The sequence below is a fragment of the Specibacter sp. BI4 genome, from assembly GCF_056680095.1.
Genome location: NZ_CM155265.1, coordinates 3031053 through 3046031 on the forward strand (window position 1 = coordinate 3031053; position 14979 = coordinate 3046031).

Below are 14979 nucleotides of genomic sequence, written 5' to 3' on the forward strand. Positions count from 1 at the left end.
TGATCCGTGGGAAACCGCTCAACGCCTGCTCACCCCGTCAAGTCCCTCATTCGCTTTCTCCCGTCCACTTCTGCCGGTATGCCGCGCGAGAAGAACAGCGACAGGAGGGATATTACGATGAGTCCGAAAAACGCCACACGGAGGGAGGACAGCTGCGAATCCCTGTAGATCGCAGTCAGTGTTGCACCATCGGTGGCGTTCAGGCCGGCTTCAACCGCGATGTCCGCCACGCTGGCCGCCGGCACGATGGTGATGCCTCCCTGTGTTTCTTGACTGATGAGTTCCTTGCTGACCGGTGACAGGTCACTGCTCGAAACGCCGCCGGCGAAGGATGTGGCCAGGGCGCCTATCAGAATGGAACCGATCAATGCTGTCCCCAGCGACGAGCCCAGGTTCTGGAACACGCCCTGCAGTCCCCCTGCCTCACTGGTCTCAGCCTCGGTGACGCTTGACATGTTAACGTTGCCGAGCTGGGAGGCGAGAAGTCCCAAGGCTGTGCCCGCCAGGAACATCCCGGCAGCGAATATGCCGCTCCTCAATTCGGTCGTGGCAGAGCCCAGGAGCAAGGCCGCGCTGACAACGAGGACGAGCTGGCCAACCCGGACTATGCGCCTCGGCGACCACACGCGGGACAACCCGGTTCCAGCGATGGAGAAGAGGATGAGGGAGATGGACAGGGGGAAGATCTTCAACCCGGTCTCCAACGCGTCAAGGCCCAGGGTCATTTGCAGGTACACGGGCACCATGAAAAACAGCCCCGCGGTCACTGCATATTGAGCCCCCAGCACCGAAAGGCCGCTGCGCAGCTGGGTGATGGAGAACATTTCAACATGAACCAGCGGGGATATTCCGCGGCTGACCAGGAGCAGCTGCCGCCTGACAAAACCGTAGATCAGTGCCCCACCGGCAAGTATCAACCAGGCTGTCAGCGAGATCCCCAAAGGTGCAAGTTCCACACCGGCAATCTCCGGTGTGGACAGTGGGGTGATCCAACCCCACGTTTTGCTCTGCAACATGCCGAACACCACGAACACAAGTCCGACGGCCGACAGCAGCACACTCAGCACGTCTATCCGCACCGCCTGCCGCGGAGTGGTGTCGGTCACCAGGCGTGCAGACAACACCACGCCGACCATGATCACCACCTCCGCAACAAAAACATAACGCCAGGTGAAGTAGGTCGTCACGTAACCGCCGATCAGCGGCCCGGCCGCCACGGCAGCGCCAGACACGGCACCGATGACCGCATACGCGGTGATGCGCTGCCGCCCCTGGTAATTGTCGGCCACAAGAGCCGCGATCGCGGGTATGACCAGCACAGCACCCAAGCCCTCAATGATCGACCAGCCCAGGAAGAGCAGCTGTATGTTGGGGCTGAGTGCTGTGATGAGGGAGCCTGCCGCGTAGACACAGGATCCAGTCACGAATGCCCGACGCCGGCCCCACACGTCACCGAGTCTGGCGCCCAGCAGCATCGCCGCCGCCATCGTTAGCGTATAAAAGGTGATCGCCGCCTGCATGGCTGCCACGCTGGTGCTGAGGTCGTCAACCACCGTTGAGATCGAGACGTTCATGACGGTGCCGTCCAGCACCATGACGAATTGTGCGCATCCCAAGATGATGACGACGGACCATTTCTTCATCGGAGGTGTCCTCCGTTTCCTTTAGAGCAATCCGAGCACTCGGGCCCTGCTGATGGCTTCATCGCGGTTGGTGGCTGTGAGTTTGCGATAGATGTGAACCATGTGGGTCTTGATCGTGTTGATCGAGACAAAGAACCGAGCTGCCAGTTCCTCATTGGTGAACCGGGTCGGCAGGTAGGCGAGGATCTCCAGTTCGCGGTCCGTGAGTGGATCAAAAAACGTGCTGGTTCCGTGGCTCCCTGCCGCTTCCTGCGCATGCGCCAGTATCACGTCCCGGAACCTCGCCTATGGACCAGCGACGTCGTGGAGCCGTTCCAGGATGACCGGACCGGCCCGGGCAAACACTTCCATGAGTCCATGGATCTCCGCCACCCGGACGGCCTCGGTCAGTTGGCGTGTTGCCTCCCCCTGTTTGTTGTCATGGTCGGCCAGCCCGGCGAGAAGGATGTGGCGTTGAACGACTGACAGTGGTTCCGGCTCAGGTACGAGGTCCGCCCACGAGTCCAAGATTCCTTGCGCTGTTTCCGTGCCGCCCATTGCAAGTGATGCTACGGCGCGGTCGAAGAACGCGGAGGACACCCTCACCGCTGGGTCTATCACCGGGGACGGTAGTGCCTGCCAGGCATTGTCGGCGGACTTTACGGCCGCGCCCCGTCCGAGGGCCGTCAGCACTGAGGCAAGGTAGGCATCAAAAATGGCTGGATGGGAGAGCATGCCGGCTTCTTTGGCGGACAGCAGTGCGCTGCGGATCAGCATGTTGGCGCGCTCGACATTTCCGCACCACGCTTCAAGCAGGGACAATGTGCTCAGTCCACAGACCCGTTCTGGGGCGCTCCCTGCGCCATCGCCCACACTTCGGGCGAGAAGATCCCTGGCCTGGTCCATCTGGCCGGCAAGAAAAAAGGCCCGGCCGCTGGCCGCAAGCGCCTCCTGGAACCTGGACGCAGTGTGTGGTGCTGCCGCAGCTGCCATCCTCTGCGCTGTATTACCTGGAACGTTTGGCTCCGCTGACTCACTGAACTCTCGCCATGTTGAACCTGCGGCCACCCCCGGATGCGCGGTCAGCAGCAACTGCTCTGCAAAGACGCCCAAGCCTTGCGAAGGGGTGCTGTCCGAAACCGCAGGATCACCACGGCTCAGCGGTGGCACCATGCCCGGCACCGGGCCGCCGTCTCCGACGGTCAGGAACAGTCCCGACAGCAGTTCCTCACTGACCCGGTCCGAACGCACCGCTTCCGAAATGCGAACCATCCAGCGCACGACAGTCAGCAGGTCCCCATATGCCACAACATCCCCGGCATTGGAGAGGATTGCATCCAGGGCCCGATCCCACAACTGGGCCCGCAACAGGTACTCGACAGCGGACTTGGCCCGGCCCCTGGCCAAGTGCCACTCGGCGGCTGCGCTGAGAATGTCCCGTTCTTCAATGCTGTTCTCGGCGTGCAGCCGTGAGCGCAGCAGGTCTCGGAACATGTGATGGAACCGGAACCATTCCCTATGGGTGTCGAGCTGTACCAGGAACATGGAGTCACGATGCAGCTGTTCAAGAGCCTGTTGGGCGTCGTCGCAACCGGTTACCCAGTTCACCAGACCGGAGCACATGTCGTCCAAGGCCGACATCTGAAGGAGCATCTTGCGTTGCGGCGCGGGGAGAACCGCAAGCACTTCTTCGCCCAAATAGTCGGCCACCAGCCGGTCGCTGCCACCAAACTCAGCGATAAAGCCGTCCGGGTCGCTTTCGTGGCGAAGATTCAGGCCGGCCAGCTGCAGTCCGGCAACCCATCCCTCCGTTCGCTCTCGCAATGCATGAACATTGGCTGCAGCCAGCGGACGCCCCGTGATCCGCTCGAGCAGTTCCGCAGCCTCCGCATCGGTGAAGGCGAGGTCTGCCTGCCGGAGCTCCAGGACTTCATCCTTCAGACGGTACCTGCTCAGCGCAATCGGCGGATCGGATCGTGAGGAAACCACCAGATGCACATTGTGCGGCGTCTGCTCGACCAGATCGGCAAGATCGGCGACAATGTGAACATTGGAGAGCCTCTGGGTGTCGTCCACAACGATCACCACATCCTGCATGGTTTTCAAGGCTGTTGCCAAGGCAGCGATCACTTGGCTGCCGAGTCCGGCGTCGTGCAGGTTGATCAGGCGGGACACCTGCACCATGGCCGGATCGAAGGCTGCCAAGGCCGCAACCAGGCGGTGGATGAAATGTGCGGGGTTGTCGTCGGAAGCTTCCACGTCCAGAAATGCGAAGGCGTGGTCGGGGTGCGTGGCGGACCACTGCCGCAGCAAAGTCGACTTGCCGGCGCCGGCCTGCGCGACGACGAGAGTCAAGTTGGTCCGGAACGCCTTGTCGAGCTCGCGGCACAACACTGGCCGATCAATCAAATGGCCAAGTCCGGGTCTTCCCAAAGTTATGCTCATAGCCGTTTCCCATCTGACGAACAGTGTGGCACCACATGTGAGCGATGGCAAGAACTTTTCTGGCGGGCTATTCCACGGGCCGCAGTTCGTCTCCGTGGGCAATCAGCGCGTAGATGATCAAGATGTCCATGGCAATCACAATGAACGACCACCAAGGCTGTGCCGGTATGAGCAGCATCTGAACAACCGCGCTTATGACGGCAAGAATCACAGCAAGAACTCGGGCCCAGGTGGCCCCGGCGAGAAGCGAAATACCGGTGAGGATGAGCAGGACTCCGATCATGAGATTCCACCAGCCAAAGCCTGTCGTGTCGAAAAGGAACAGGTCTCCGTCCACTACTGCGTAGTAGGCGTTTGGGCCGATCAGGGCGATGAGTCCCTGGATAAGGCTGAAGATGCCGCTGATGAAAAGGATCACGCCACCGAACTGGGCCCATCCGGTCCATCCGGTCCTGGTGACACTTCGGGTTGAATTGTGAGTACTCATGAGCCGGCTGCTTTCCATCGGAAGGTGCGCTGACAGCATTTTGGCCGTCGTCGTGGCAATGCCCCGTCAAAGGTCTTGCCACCGTTCATGTTCCTCGCATAACAAGGCCATTTCCTCACCCTCACAGGGTGATGATCCCGCCCGGGGAAAGGGGAAGACTGTGCAGAAACGTGGAAGGACGCCACTGTGAGCGGAGCGATGTACGAAATCGTGGTCAACAGCAACCTAAGTGCGCCGGTTGTCGCTCTCATCGACGGCTTCCGAATCAGCCGGATTGAAGACGGGTTGACCTATTTGGCGGGCTCGGTTCCCGACCAGGCCAAACTGCGGGGAATTCTCCTATTTTTTGGCAACCTCAACATTGAAATTGTCTCGGTCAATCCGTTGCCGGAAGATGGCTGAACCACACAAAATCAGCGACACCCGGCCCACGACCGAGAGGCTGCCGACCTACGTAAACCACCCAGGCTTGCACCCGGCAGGAGACGGGCGCGGGTCAACGGTCCGGGGTCTTTCGCCATCCTGAGACCACCCGCGCAACCGCTATCACCAGGAACAGCTGACCGGTGATGGCCTCTGCAATGGCAATGCTCTGGACGCCGGCGGCCGCGGGAACCTTGTCACCGTATCCAGTTGTGGTGAGCGTCGTAAAGGAGAAGAACAGCTGGCTCGTCAGTGAGTCGGCGTGCCCGTCGCCAAAGGTGGGCACCGACGACACCAAGGCAATGAAGTTGTACACGAACGCGAAGAACATCCCGACCAGGATGTAGGCTGCAATCGCGGCCAGCAGGGCCTGGCCATCAACACGCCCCTTCCTTGCCTGGTGGGTGATGATCGCCAAGATGGCCAGCAGATAGGCGCCCCCCGAGGCAGCCGAGAGGAGCACGTCGAGCAGGTGCCCCTTCGTTCCGATTATTGCGACGACCCCCACCACCACACCGGCCACCACCACCACGATCCAGCCGATCCTGCGAAGTTGAGGGGCGACTTCAGCGACCCAGAGCGTCACAGCAACCGTGGCAAGCTGAACAAGCAGGACGAAGGCACTGGGATCCGGACCGCCCTGGGCCGCACACAGGCCGTATGAGAGCGCGATCAAGAGCAGGACAAGCCAATACCCGGAGCGCAGGACTGGTCCGACTCCACCAGCCAGCCCTTCAGCAGGGCCGGCGACGCCACCATTCGATCTCATGCCAAGGGCTCCTCCCCACGCTCCGATGCGTCGACGTCCGAGGCGTGCATTGCCCTGTGGGCCGCCTTTCGGGAACGCTTGTTCTCGAGGTCCTCCAGCTTCTTCATGCTTCTTGTCTCCCCGGTGGGGCCAAGCGCCGGACGCCAGAAACGGGCTTCCGGATCGGCATCAATCAGCAGCGCCTTGCCGAGCAAGGTGAGCGGGATTGCCAGGATGGCCCCGATCGGGCCGATCACCACAGCCCAAAACAACACCGAGAAAAAGGTGACTGTCTGACTGAGCGACACGGCCTGGCCCACGACCCGCGGCTGGATGACCGACTGGACCACCGCGTTGACTAAACCGTAGATCACGACAACCGCGATCAGGGTCGGCCAGCCCCCCACAAGAAAGCCAAACACCATCGGTGGGATGATGGCGAAGAAATAGCCCACGTTGGGGATGAAACTGCACAGGAATGCCAACAGGCCCCACAACAGCGCTGCCGGCACGCCCATTATCCAGAGCGCCAACGCATTGAGGGCACCCTGCGCGACGCCGAGGATCGTCGTCACCACCATGTAGCGACGCACGTTGGAAGCATATTCGGAGAGTGCCGTCACCAGATGGGGTTGCCTCGTGCCCAGCTGATGCAGGATGGTTGGAACATACACGGCATCGGCGGACATGAGGATCATCATGGTGAGCACAATCACCAAGGCGGCCGAAATGTTGAACACACCGCCGACCGCACCCGTGAGCAGTGCCACAATGTTGCGCGGGTCGATGGCGCTCACGAGGGCCGATGCCTGCACCTGACCGATCCCCAACGCTCCGAGTCCGGCGCTGATGTTTTGGCCAATCTCCTCAAACCGGCCTGCATACCCGGGCAGCATTTCGATGAATTGTCCGACGGCGATGATCACTGTCAGGGTGAAGCCGGCCAGGAAGGCAAACATCACGACGATGACCGATCCGGTGGCCAGTCCTTGGGGCACGCCACGCTTCTGTGCATGGCTTCCCACGGGGTGCGCGCAGATGGTCAGGATGAGCGTCAGCAGCACTGGTGCGAGAATGCCACGGGTGGCACTGAGACCAATCGAGACGATGGTGGCTGCCGCGAACCCGACGAGTACGACAACTCCCCGAGGAAGCGTTCCGGACTTGTGTGGCATGAACTTCGACCCCATCCTCTGATGGACTACCGAGCTGGCGAGCTAAAGCGCCAAGGCGCCACAGCCCAGGTCCAAGGCGGTGCTCTCGATATGCAGCCAGCCTACGAATCGGAGCACGCGGGGGCATCACCCCTGAAGAATGACGCGTGTGCACATGCCCGGCGATAAGGTCACCAAAAGGAAAACAATGGACCCGTTACTGATTGCCAACCTCGTGTGGATCCTCGCCGTCGTCGTGGATCTTTTGATCCGCATCGCCGCACTGATCATCATTCCCCGTGACCGGAAGCCCAGCGCCGCCATGGCGTGGCTGTTGTGCATCTTTTTCATCCCGTTCGCCGGGGTCATCTTCTTTTTGCTGCTCGGGAGTTCGAAGCTCCCGCGGAAACGACGTGAGAAGCAGGCAGCGGTCAACGTCCTGGTTGCCAAGGAAAGCACCCATGTGAACTCCATCGCCGATCCGGCCAGCTGGCCTCCATGGCTGGCACCGGTGACCCTGCTGAACCGGAATTTGGGGGCGGTGCCGGCTGTCAGCCGAAATTCGGCCCACCTGATAGATGATTACGACAGCTCGCTGGCGGACATGGCCGCAGAGATTGATGCGGCAACCACTTTTGTACATGTCGAGTTCTACATCGTCTCGTTCGACCACGCAACAAAGGGGTTCTTCGCCGCCATGGAGGCCGCCGTTGCGCGCGGCGTCATTGTTCGCCTGCTGCTTGACCACGTCGCCTCCGTGCGGGCAGCAGGGCACAAGGAGACCCGCTCTGAACTGGATCGGATCGGGGTGCACTGGAGTTACATGCTGCCCGTGCAGCCTCTGCGTGGCAAGTATCAGCGCCCTGACCTGCGCAACCACCGAAAACTCCTGGTGGTCGACGGGCGGGTCGCCTTCATGGGCTCGCAAAATCTCATCGACCGAAGCTACAACGCACCCAAGAACATCAAGCGCGGGCTGAAATGGCAGGAACTCATGACCCGCGTGACCGGGCCTGTGGTCAGCGGCATCAACATGCTCTTTCTCACCGACTGGTACAGCGAAACGGATGAACTGATCAGGAACGAACATGTTTCCGCCAACCACGTTCCACCCGCGGAGCACGGTGCTGCACTTGACTGCCAGGTCGTGCCAAGTGGTCCTGGCTTCGAAGGGGAGAACAACCTGCGCCTGTTTCTCGTCCTGCTCCACTCGGCGCAGGAGCGGGTGATTATCACCAGCCCCTACTTCGTACCCGACGAGGCGATGTTGTACGCCATCACCTCCGCCTGCCAAAGGGGCCTGGACGTTCAGCTCTTCGTGTCAGAGCTTGGAGACCAGGGACCAGTCTTTCATGCGCAGAGGTCATACTATGCCGAGCTGCTGGGGGCCGGTGTGCGCATCTTCATGTACCCGCCACCGTACATCCTCCACGCGAAACATCTCTCGATCGATGACTCTGTAGCAGTGATCGGTTCAAGCAACATGGACATCCGTTCGTTCAGTCTCGACCTCGAGATCTCCCTGCTGGTGCATGGTGCCACGTTCGTTGCGGAGATGCGCCAGGTGGAGTCGGAGTACCGCGCGATCAGCCGCGAGCTGACCTCTGCCGAGTGGGCAAAACAGCCGCTGCGTTCCACCGTGCTGGACGGTCTCGCCCGGCTCACGTCCGGTCTTCAATAGTGACTTCCTGCCAAAACCGGCTGTCACCCTCGACGGGTGATGCCCGGAGGAAGCTGTGACGAATACCTTTGAGCCATCCGCAAACCCCTCCTGACATGACTACGCGAAAGGGCCACCACCATGAATTTCTGGGACTTTGTCGGCTTCTTCTTCTGGAGCTACATCTTCATTTCCTATCTGATGGTCTTGTTCTGGATCATGGGCGACATGTTCCGTGATCGGAACCTGAACGGGTGGATGAAGGCCCTCTGGATCATCTGCCTCCTCTTCCTGCCAATTCTCACCGCACTGGTCTATTTGATTGTCCGCGGACGCGGGATGGGTGAACGCCAGTCCGCCTCTGTGGAGCGTTCAATTTCTGAGACGGAATCCTACATTCGTTCCGTCTCTTCCAGCTCGCCGGCCGATGAGATCTCGAAGGCCAAGAAGCTGTTGGACTCAGGGGCGATCAGCCAGGCCGAATTTGATGGGCTGAAGGCTCGCGTGCTGCCAGTCCAGCAACAACCGATCGCGACCTAGGACGAACGATCGTGATGCCCAGCAACGCACCCGCACCAGCCTTCGGCGCCTTTCAGGATCGCGCAATGGCCGGTCGCGGGGCCAGGCAGCGCTCCCCTCGGTCCGCTCACGCTCGCTGGTCCGCTGCAGCCGGCCGGGAAGACCCGATCGCTGTGCTGAAGGCACAGTCCGCATCCCGGGTGCCGGAACAGGTTCCGATTCGCCATGAACGCATGCTTGCCTCGCCGTTCGCCTTCTTCCGCGGCGCCGCTGCGGTGATGGCGATGGACCTTGCCGTGACCCCGGATTCCGGGATCACTGTTCAGCTCTGTGGAGATGCCCACCTATTGAACTTCGGCCTGTTCGCCACCCCCGAGCGGAATCTGATCTTCGACATCAACGACTTTGATGAAACTCTCCCGGGACCGTGGGAGTGGGATGTCAAGCGCTTGGCTGCGAGTTTTGAGGTGGCCGGACGCCATCGTGGCTACTCCGATGCCAAACGGGGGCTCATCACCGGCACTGTCGTACGCAGTTATCGAGAGTGGATGCACGAAGCGGCAAACGGCCCTGTCTTGGCCTCGTGGTATGACCGGTTCGGAGCCGATGAGGCAGCCGCATGGCTGCGACAGGAGCGCAAGGCCAAGAGGACACAGGAGAAGCTGCTCAAGCGCACGGAGGATGTGATCGCCAAGGCCCGCACGAGGGACAGCCTCCGCGCGTTTACCAAGTTGGTCGATGTCACCGCTGGCGACCTCCGCCTCAAGGCGGATCCGCCGCTTGTCGTTCCGCTTGCAATGCTCGCCCCCGACGAACTGGCGCGGGAAGAGCACAAAGACGCCATTGCGCGGCTTTTGCGTTCCTATCAAACGACGCTGCGGCAACAAAACCATCCGATCCGTGAGTTCGAATTCGTCGACATGGCAAGGAAGGTCGTAGGTGTGGGGAGCGTCGGAACACGAACGTGGATCATGCTTCTGCGCGGTCGGGACAATGCGGATCCGCTGTTCCTGCAGGCAAAACAAGCTGAGGCGTCGGTGCTGGAGCGCTTCCTGCCCGTTAGCCAATACGAAAATCACGGCGAACGGGTTGTCAGGGGCCAGCGCCTCATGCAGTCCGCAAGCGACATCTTCCTCGGCTGGCAGAGGGCGGGGGAAACCGCTGGGCAGTCGCGTGATTTCTACATCCGCCAGTTGCACGACTGGAAAGGTGCCGCCGACGTGGAAACGATGCCGGCTGCAGAAGCGCGGATGTACGCGCACATCTGTGGGGAAACCCTGGCCCGTGCTCACGCCCGATCCGGCGATCGCGTCGCAATCTCCGGATACCTGGGCACGGGCAATCGTTTCGATCATGCCATTTCCAAGTTCGCCGAAGCATACGCAGATCAAAATGAGGCCGACTATCAAGCTTTCCGCAACGCCGTCTCTGACGGCAGGCTCGACGCGGTGGCGGGGCCCTGACGAAGGAAGAGGAACTGTTGTGGCACGGATGAGGAACACAGACTTCTTGGCCGCGATCGCACGCCTGGAAAGCGAGAATGCCCTTCTGCGCCAGACGCTGCACACCGAAGGTTTACTGCCAGCCGCGTCAGGGGACGGGGCCGGCGACGAACTTGCAACGGCTGCCCGACGGGGATTCCCGCGCAGGCACCAGCGCAGCTGGGGTTGGACGCTGCTCGCCACCGTGTTTATGGTCATTGGGGCCGTGCTTGCCCCGGCCGCCACCATTGCGTCCTGGGCGAGGATCCAGCTTACGGACACGGAATCCTTCGTCGCAGCGTATGCACCGCTTGCAAGGGATCCCGGCGTCCAGGCCTTTGTGAGGGACCAGACTGTTGCCGTCATTCAGCAAAACGTCGACATCCCAGGCCTCACCGCAGAGGTTTTCGACGGCATCATCGATTTGGGGACAGGACCGGGCGCCACCACGGCGCTCAACGCGCTCAAGGGACCGGCCGCACAAGGCATCGTGTCGCTGGTGCGCTCAACCGTCGACACCGTTGTCCAATCCGACGCCTTCGCGCAAGTGTGGCAGGAATCCTTGCGGCTAAGCCACACGCAACTGATCGCCACCTTGCAAAACGATCCGCAGGCAGCGATCGCGGTGGGTTCCGACGGGTCTGTCGGCGTCCAGCTCGGCCCCATCATCGAACGCGTCAAAACAGTCCTTCTGGAACGTGGCCTGAGCTTCGCAGCGCAGATCCCGGTCGTTGACCGAACCATCACAGTCGCCCAGAACACGTCACTGCCCACCCTCCAACTCTTCTACGGCCTCGCGCTGGCGGCCGGTTCCTGGCTGCCGTGGATCGCACTGGGGTTCCTTGCAGCAGGCGTCGCAGTCGCCCGGCGTCGGGCCCTTGCGCTGGTGTGGGCCGCCATCGCCCTGGCGTTGGCCATGGTGGTGGTCCTGGCCGGACTCGCAATCGGACGGATCGTGTTCATGGGCTCAGTATCGCCGTCACTCATTCCTTCCGGCGTTGCCCGAACCCTGTTCGACACAGTGACGACGGCGATGACGGCCACCGGGGTGGCCGTCCTGGTTCTGGCGGTGGTCGTTGCAGTCGTGTCCTGGTTTGCCGGCCCGTTCCCGGCCGCCCAGACTCTCCGGGGCTTCTTCCTGGCCGGTGCGGCCCGGGCACGCCGGATTGCCGAACGCCACGGCATCACCACCGGCCGAACCGGCGAATGGATCCACGCCCAGCGGACGCTGGTCCATGCCGCGATTGCCGTGATCGCCGCCGCGATTGTACTGTTGGTGCGCCCGCTGACCACCAGTCTGATCACGTGGACGCTGGTACTGGCGGTGCTGGTACTGATTGCTGTGGAACTGGTGCAACGCCCGGCAAGCAACACGGCCGAGGAGGCCATCGCGCCTGAGGCAAGCAAAGCCCCGGTCGCGACCGGACAGGGTGAGGCTGCCGCACCCGCGTTCCCAACGGAGTGAAAGCCCGGGTCAGGAGCTTCTCATCGGCACACCCACGTCGGCGCCGCCTTCGCGGGTCAGCCGGGCACCCATGGTGGCGATGATTGGGGCCGGCACGAACCCCCCGGCGAAGAGTGCTTCCCCTTGTTTGAATCCCGGCGATCTGGCCAGCAGGGAGTCGGGAACAAATCCGAAAATCGTTGCCAGCTCGGCCAGGTCAACGGGTGACGTCACCTTCATCAATGCCAGGTTGTCGCACTGCGAGATGATGCTCGAGTGCACGCGCGAAGGGCGCTGTGTCGACAGCAAAAGCCACAAGCCGAATTTCCGCCCCTCGGCGGCGATCTGGACGATCCGTTCCCTGACGGCAACTGCCAGCGGGCTCGCCAGTTCGGGCGAGCACAGATTGTGAGCCTCATCGATCACAATCAGAATCGGCCTGCGCAGCTCCCTCTTCGACCAGAGGTCCTCGAGCACTGCCAAGGCCACAACCAGCGATTCGTCGGGATGGGTGAACCCGCCAAGGTCGAGCACCGTCGCATCCGGGCGGGTGTCCACGATGTCAGTTACGGCGGTGGCTCCCCCGGCCCACACTGCCCAGTCTGTAACGCGCAGGTTCTCGATGCGGGCTGCAAGGGACAACGCGGCAGCTGTTTCGCGTTCGCGCAGCTTGGGCACAATCAATTCGGCGGCGACTATGCCCACGGAATGTTCCAAATGGACAAGCTCGTTGTACTCGTCATGGTCGTCAACGGGATTGAGCCGGAGCACGGCGGCTTTTGACGCCAGCGTCAAGTCCGTGAATCGAACGCGCAGGGAATCCGGGTTTGCCGACCCGGGCCTCAGGATGCGGATGTCCCTTGCGGCAATGACGCTGCTGCCATCCGCACGCGTGCCCGCCGTGCTGGGTTCGCGCAGGCGCACAAAGTCCGAATTCGGATCGAAAATCACCATCGGCAGGCCCGTGTGGATCAGGAGTTGTTCCAGCACCACGCCGAGAGCAAACGTTTTTCCTGAACCGCTCTGGCCGCACCAGAAGGTGTGGCGGTTGAACCTGTGCGGCAGGAGACGGGCCGGGACGTCGTGGGAAGCGAGATGCGAACCAATTACCAGCGGAGCCCGGGCATTGCCGTACAGCAGCTCGATCGTGTCGGAGTCCGCGTGCTCGATCCTGGCGGAAGCGAAGGCAAGGGCGCGTCGGCCGTCCAAGGTGCCATCGGCGGAGATCGCCCCCAACATCCTGCCGGTTCCGCTGACCATCCCGCCGATCGAAAACGCAACGTCGTCCACCTGGCCGAGCTGCGTCGCATCCGGTGCGCTGTGGAGTGTCACAAAGGCCCCGGATTCAATGGCCAATTCGGAGGTGGCGGTGAACTGAAAACGCCGGCCGTCCAGGGAAGCGGCGCGAACTCCGTCCATTGTCGGTGCATCTTGGGCAGTCATGGTTCAGCCTTAACTTCTCGCATCGTGCCTGCCCCGGCGAATCGGCAGCGACGCGTCATCAGATGACCTGCACCGCACCGATTCGAGGCCAGCGCCCCTCAACCACAGACTAGCCCCGCATGACGCCTCTGACTACAGTTCGACGGCGAAATGCCGTCCTAGGGGCGCATCGGCCCGTTGACGCCTCTCCACGGCCCCCCATAACCTGAAGTCACCACGACAATGGAAGGCAGCCCCGCCCATGCGCAAGTTGGTCTACTACATTTCGCTTACGCTGGACGGCTTCATCGCCGGACCGGAAGACGAAGTCGATTTCTTCAACGGATCCGCGGACTACATGCAACATATGATGGCGGTCCATGCCGATCTTCTTCCCGGGCAGGCGCGGGAACACCTGGGGCTTGCGGAAGCACCGCTCACCCGCTTCGACACCGTCGTGATGGGGCGGCGGACCTACGAGCCGGCTCTCCGGTTGGGCATCACCAGTCCGTACTCCCACCTGCGCCAGGTGGTGTTTTCCCGCAGTCTTGCCTCCACAGATGCCCAGGTGCTGGTTACGGACGCCGATCCCCTTGCCACCGTTCGCGCCCTCAAGGACGAAGACTCACGCTTCGACATTTACCTCGCGGGAGGCGGCCGGCTCGCGGCGGCCCTGCTTCCGGAAATCGACGAACTCATCATCAAGCGGTACCCGGTGGTCATCGGTTCCGGAGTGCCCGCCTTTGACAGGCAGTTCGCCCCCGCCCACTTCGCCATGGTGGACAACGTGGTTTTCGAGTCCGGGAATTCAATCACCAGCTTCAAGCCGCTTGCGCAGGCCGCACCAGCAGGAAATTCACCAGGGGAAAACACATGAAACTGACATTGACGGAGTTTGTAAGCCTTGACGGGGTGTCGCAGGGCCCGGGGTCCCCGGAGGAGGACACCAGCGGCGGATTCACCCGGGGCGGCTGGTTCGTCCCGCACATGGACCAGGATTTCATCGATCAGGCCGCCGAATGGCTCGGCCGGGCCGATGCGCTGCTGCTGGGCCGGCGCACCTACGACGCGTTCGCCAGGGACTGGCCGCAGATCACAGACCCCAGGGATCCCTTCACGACCCGCATGAACAGCCTGCCGAAATACCTCGCCTCCACCACCGTGACGGCAGGATCGTGGAATCCAACCACCGTCCTGTCCGGAGACACGGCGGCCGCGATTGCCAAGCTCAAGGCGGGCCCCGGCCGGGAGATTCAAATCCACGGCAGCGCCCGGCTGGCCCAATCGCTCTTTGCCGCCGGGCTGATCGACGAGCTCCGGCTCGTGGTGGCACCGGTCATCGTGGGCAGCGGCCGCCGCCTGTTCCCTGACGGCTGCACACCCACCGGACTGCGCCTGCTCTCCAGCCGCACCACCCCGGGCGGACTGGCACTGCACAGCTACCAGGTCACCGGCAGCCCCGGCTATGCCAGCTACACCGGCGCCGCTGACGTTCCTTCCCATTGAAGCACGACGGCGCGGGGCGGCTTCCAGCGCTTGTCCCCGACGCCGTCGCACCTTGAGCCACGGGACGG

The 14979-nt window shown here is 62.1% G+C and carries 14 protein-coding genes; 7 read left to right on the top strand and 7 right to left on the bottom strand.

Going from position 1 to position 14979, the window contains the following annotated elements; translation table 11 throughout:
- Positions 1-29 precede the first annotated feature (29 nt).
- From AC1L6K_RS13925 to AC1L6K_RS13940, 4 genes are all read right to left on the bottom strand, one after another.
- Positions 30-1643, bottom strand: a complete 1614-nt coding sequence (locus tag AC1L6K_RS13925) for an MFS transporter (RefSeq protein WP_480949460.1) — start codon at positions 1641-1643, stop codon at positions 30-32.
- Positions 1644-1664: 21 nt separating this feature from the next.
- Positions 1665-1913, bottom strand: coding sequence for a LuxR C-terminal-related transcriptional regulator (locus AC1L6K_RS13930; RefSeq protein ID WP_480949461.1), 249 nt, complete (start codon positions 1911-1913; stop codon positions 1665-1667).
- 15 nt (positions 1914-1928) lie between these two features.
- Positions 1929-4031 carry a winged helix-turn-helix domain-containing protein gene (locus tag AC1L6K_RS13935; RefSeq protein ID WP_480949462.1) on the bottom strand — a complete coding sequence of 701 codons (2103 nt, stop codon included), beginning with the start codon at positions 4029-4031 and terminating at the stop codon, positions 1929-1931.
- 103 nt (positions 4032-4134) lie between these two features.
- A complete protein-coding gene (locus tag AC1L6K_RS13940) occupies positions 4135-4554 on the bottom strand; it encodes a DUF7144 family membrane protein (protein WP_480949463.1) in 420 nt (139 codons plus the stop codon).
- A gap of 186 nt (positions 4555-4740) precedes the next feature.
- Between AC1L6K_RS13940 and AC1L6K_RS13945 the strand changes: the two genes are divergently transcribed.
- Positions 4741-4956 (top strand): hypothetical protein, encoded by a 216-nt coding sequence (locus AC1L6K_RS13945; protein WP_480949464.1) that lies wholly within the window; start codon positions 4741-4743, stop codon positions 4954-4956.
- 94 nt (positions 4957-5050) lie between these two features.
- Here the strand turns inward: AC1L6K_RS13945 and AC1L6K_RS13950 are convergent, their stop codons facing one another.
- Positions 5051-5746: an ion channel gene (locus AC1L6K_RS13950; protein WP_480949465.1), complete on the bottom strand. Its 696-nt coding sequence runs from the start codon at positions 5744-5746 to the stop codon at positions 5051-5053.
- Entirely contained in the window at positions 5743-6900 is a 1158-nt protein-coding gene (locus tag AC1L6K_RS13955; RefSeq protein ID WP_480949466.1) for an AI-2E family transporter, read from the bottom strand. The genes AC1L6K_RS13950 and AC1L6K_RS13955 overlap by 4 nt, the downstream gene beginning before the upstream one ends.
- A gap of 187 nt (positions 6901-7087) precedes the next feature.
- Here AC1L6K_RS13955 and cls point away from each other — a divergent pair, with 187 nt between their 5' ends.
- From cls to AC1L6K_RS13975, 4 genes are all read left to right on the top strand, one after another.
- A complete protein-coding gene (gene cls / locus AC1L6K_RS13960; RefSeq protein ID WP_480949467.1) occupies positions 7088-8560 on the top strand; it encodes a cardiolipin synthase in 1473 nt (490 codons plus the stop codon).
- A 120-nt stretch (positions 8561-8680) separates the two neighbouring features.
- Positions 8681-9079: an SHOCT domain-containing protein gene (locus AC1L6K_RS13965; RefSeq protein ID WP_480949468.1), complete on the top strand. Its 399-nt coding sequence runs from the start codon at positions 8681-8683 to the stop codon at positions 9077-9079.
- 14 nt (positions 9080-9093) lie between these two features.
- Entirely contained in the window at positions 9094-10521 is a 1428-nt protein-coding gene (locus AC1L6K_RS13970; protein ID WP_480949469.1) for a DUF2252 domain-containing protein, read from the top strand.
- A 28-nt stretch (positions 10522-10549) separates the two neighbouring features.
- Entirely contained in the window at positions 10550-12004 is a 1455-nt protein-coding gene (locus tag AC1L6K_RS13975; RefSeq protein ID WP_480949470.1) for a hypothetical protein, read from the top strand.
- A 9-nt stretch (positions 12005-12013) separates the two neighbouring features.
- Here AC1L6K_RS13975 and AC1L6K_RS13980 read toward each other — a convergent pair whose 3' ends face one another.
- A complete protein-coding gene (locus AC1L6K_RS13980; protein WP_480949471.1) occupies positions 12014-13426 on the bottom strand; it encodes an ATP-binding protein in 1413 nt (470 codons plus the stop codon).
- Positions 13427-13667: 241 nt separating this feature from the next.
- Between AC1L6K_RS13980 and AC1L6K_RS13985 the strand changes: the two genes are divergently transcribed.
- Both AC1L6K_RS13985 and AC1L6K_RS13990 read left to right on the top strand, forming a co-directional pair.
- Entirely contained in the window at positions 13668-14282 is a 615-nt protein-coding gene (locus AC1L6K_RS13985; RefSeq protein WP_480949472.1) for a dihydrofolate reductase family protein, read from the top strand.
- Positions 14279-14911, top strand: coding sequence for a dihydrofolate reductase family protein (locus AC1L6K_RS13990; protein ID WP_480949473.1), 633 nt, complete (start codon positions 14279-14281; stop codon positions 14909-14911). Before AC1L6K_RS13985 ends, AC1L6K_RS13990 begins: the two co-directional genes overlap by 4 nt.
- The last annotated feature ends 68 nt before the right edge of the window (positions 14912-14979 follow it).

What these genes read in the sequence shown, in the direction of transcription:
- AC1L6K_RS13975 (WP_480949470.1), top strand. Translation starts at nt 10,550, where the DNA reads ATGAGGAACACAGACTTCTTGGCCGCGATCGCACGCCTGGAAAGCGAG.
- cls (WP_480949467.1), top strand. Translation starts at nt 7,088, where the DNA reads ATGGACCCGTTACTGATTGCCAACCTCGTGTGGATCCTCGCCGTCGTC.
- AC1L6K_RS13970 (WP_480949469.1), top strand. Translation starts at nt 9,094, where the DNA reads ATGCCCAGCAACGCACCCGCACCAGCCTTCGGCGCCTTTCAGGATCGC.
- AC1L6K_RS13955 (WP_480949466.1), bottom strand. Translation starts at nt 6,900, where the DNA reads ATGCCACACAAGTCCGGAACGCTTCCTCGGGGAGTTGTCGTACTCGTC.
- AC1L6K_RS13940 (WP_480949463.1), bottom strand. Translation starts at nt 4,554, where the DNA reads ATGAGTACTCACAATTCAACCCGAAGTGTCACCAGGACCGGATGGACC.
- AC1L6K_RS13990 (WP_480949473.1), top strand. Translation starts at nt 14,279, where the DNA reads ATGAAACTGACATTGACGGAGTTTGTAAGCCTTGACGGGGTGTCGCAG.
- AC1L6K_RS13950 (WP_480949465.1), bottom strand. Translation starts at nt 5,746, where the DNA reads ATGAGATCGAATGGTGGCGTCGCCGGCCCTGCTGAAGGGCTGGCTGGT.
- AC1L6K_RS13985 (WP_480949472.1), top strand. Translation starts at nt 13,668, where the DNA reads ATGCGCAAGTTGGTCTACTACATTTCGCTTACGCTGGACGGCTTCATC.
- AC1L6K_RS13925 (WP_480949460.1), bottom strand. Translation starts at nt 1,643, where the DNA reads ATGAAGAAATGGTCCGTCGTCATCATCTTGGGATGCGCACAATTCGTC.
- AC1L6K_RS13980 (WP_480949471.1), bottom strand. Translation starts at nt 13,426, where the DNA reads ATGACTGCCCAAGATGCACCGACAATGGACGGAGTTCGCGCCGCTTCC.
- AC1L6K_RS13965 (WP_480949468.1), top strand. Translation starts at nt 8,681, where the DNA reads ATGAATTTCTGGGACTTTGTCGGCTTCTTCTTCTGGAGCTACATCTTC.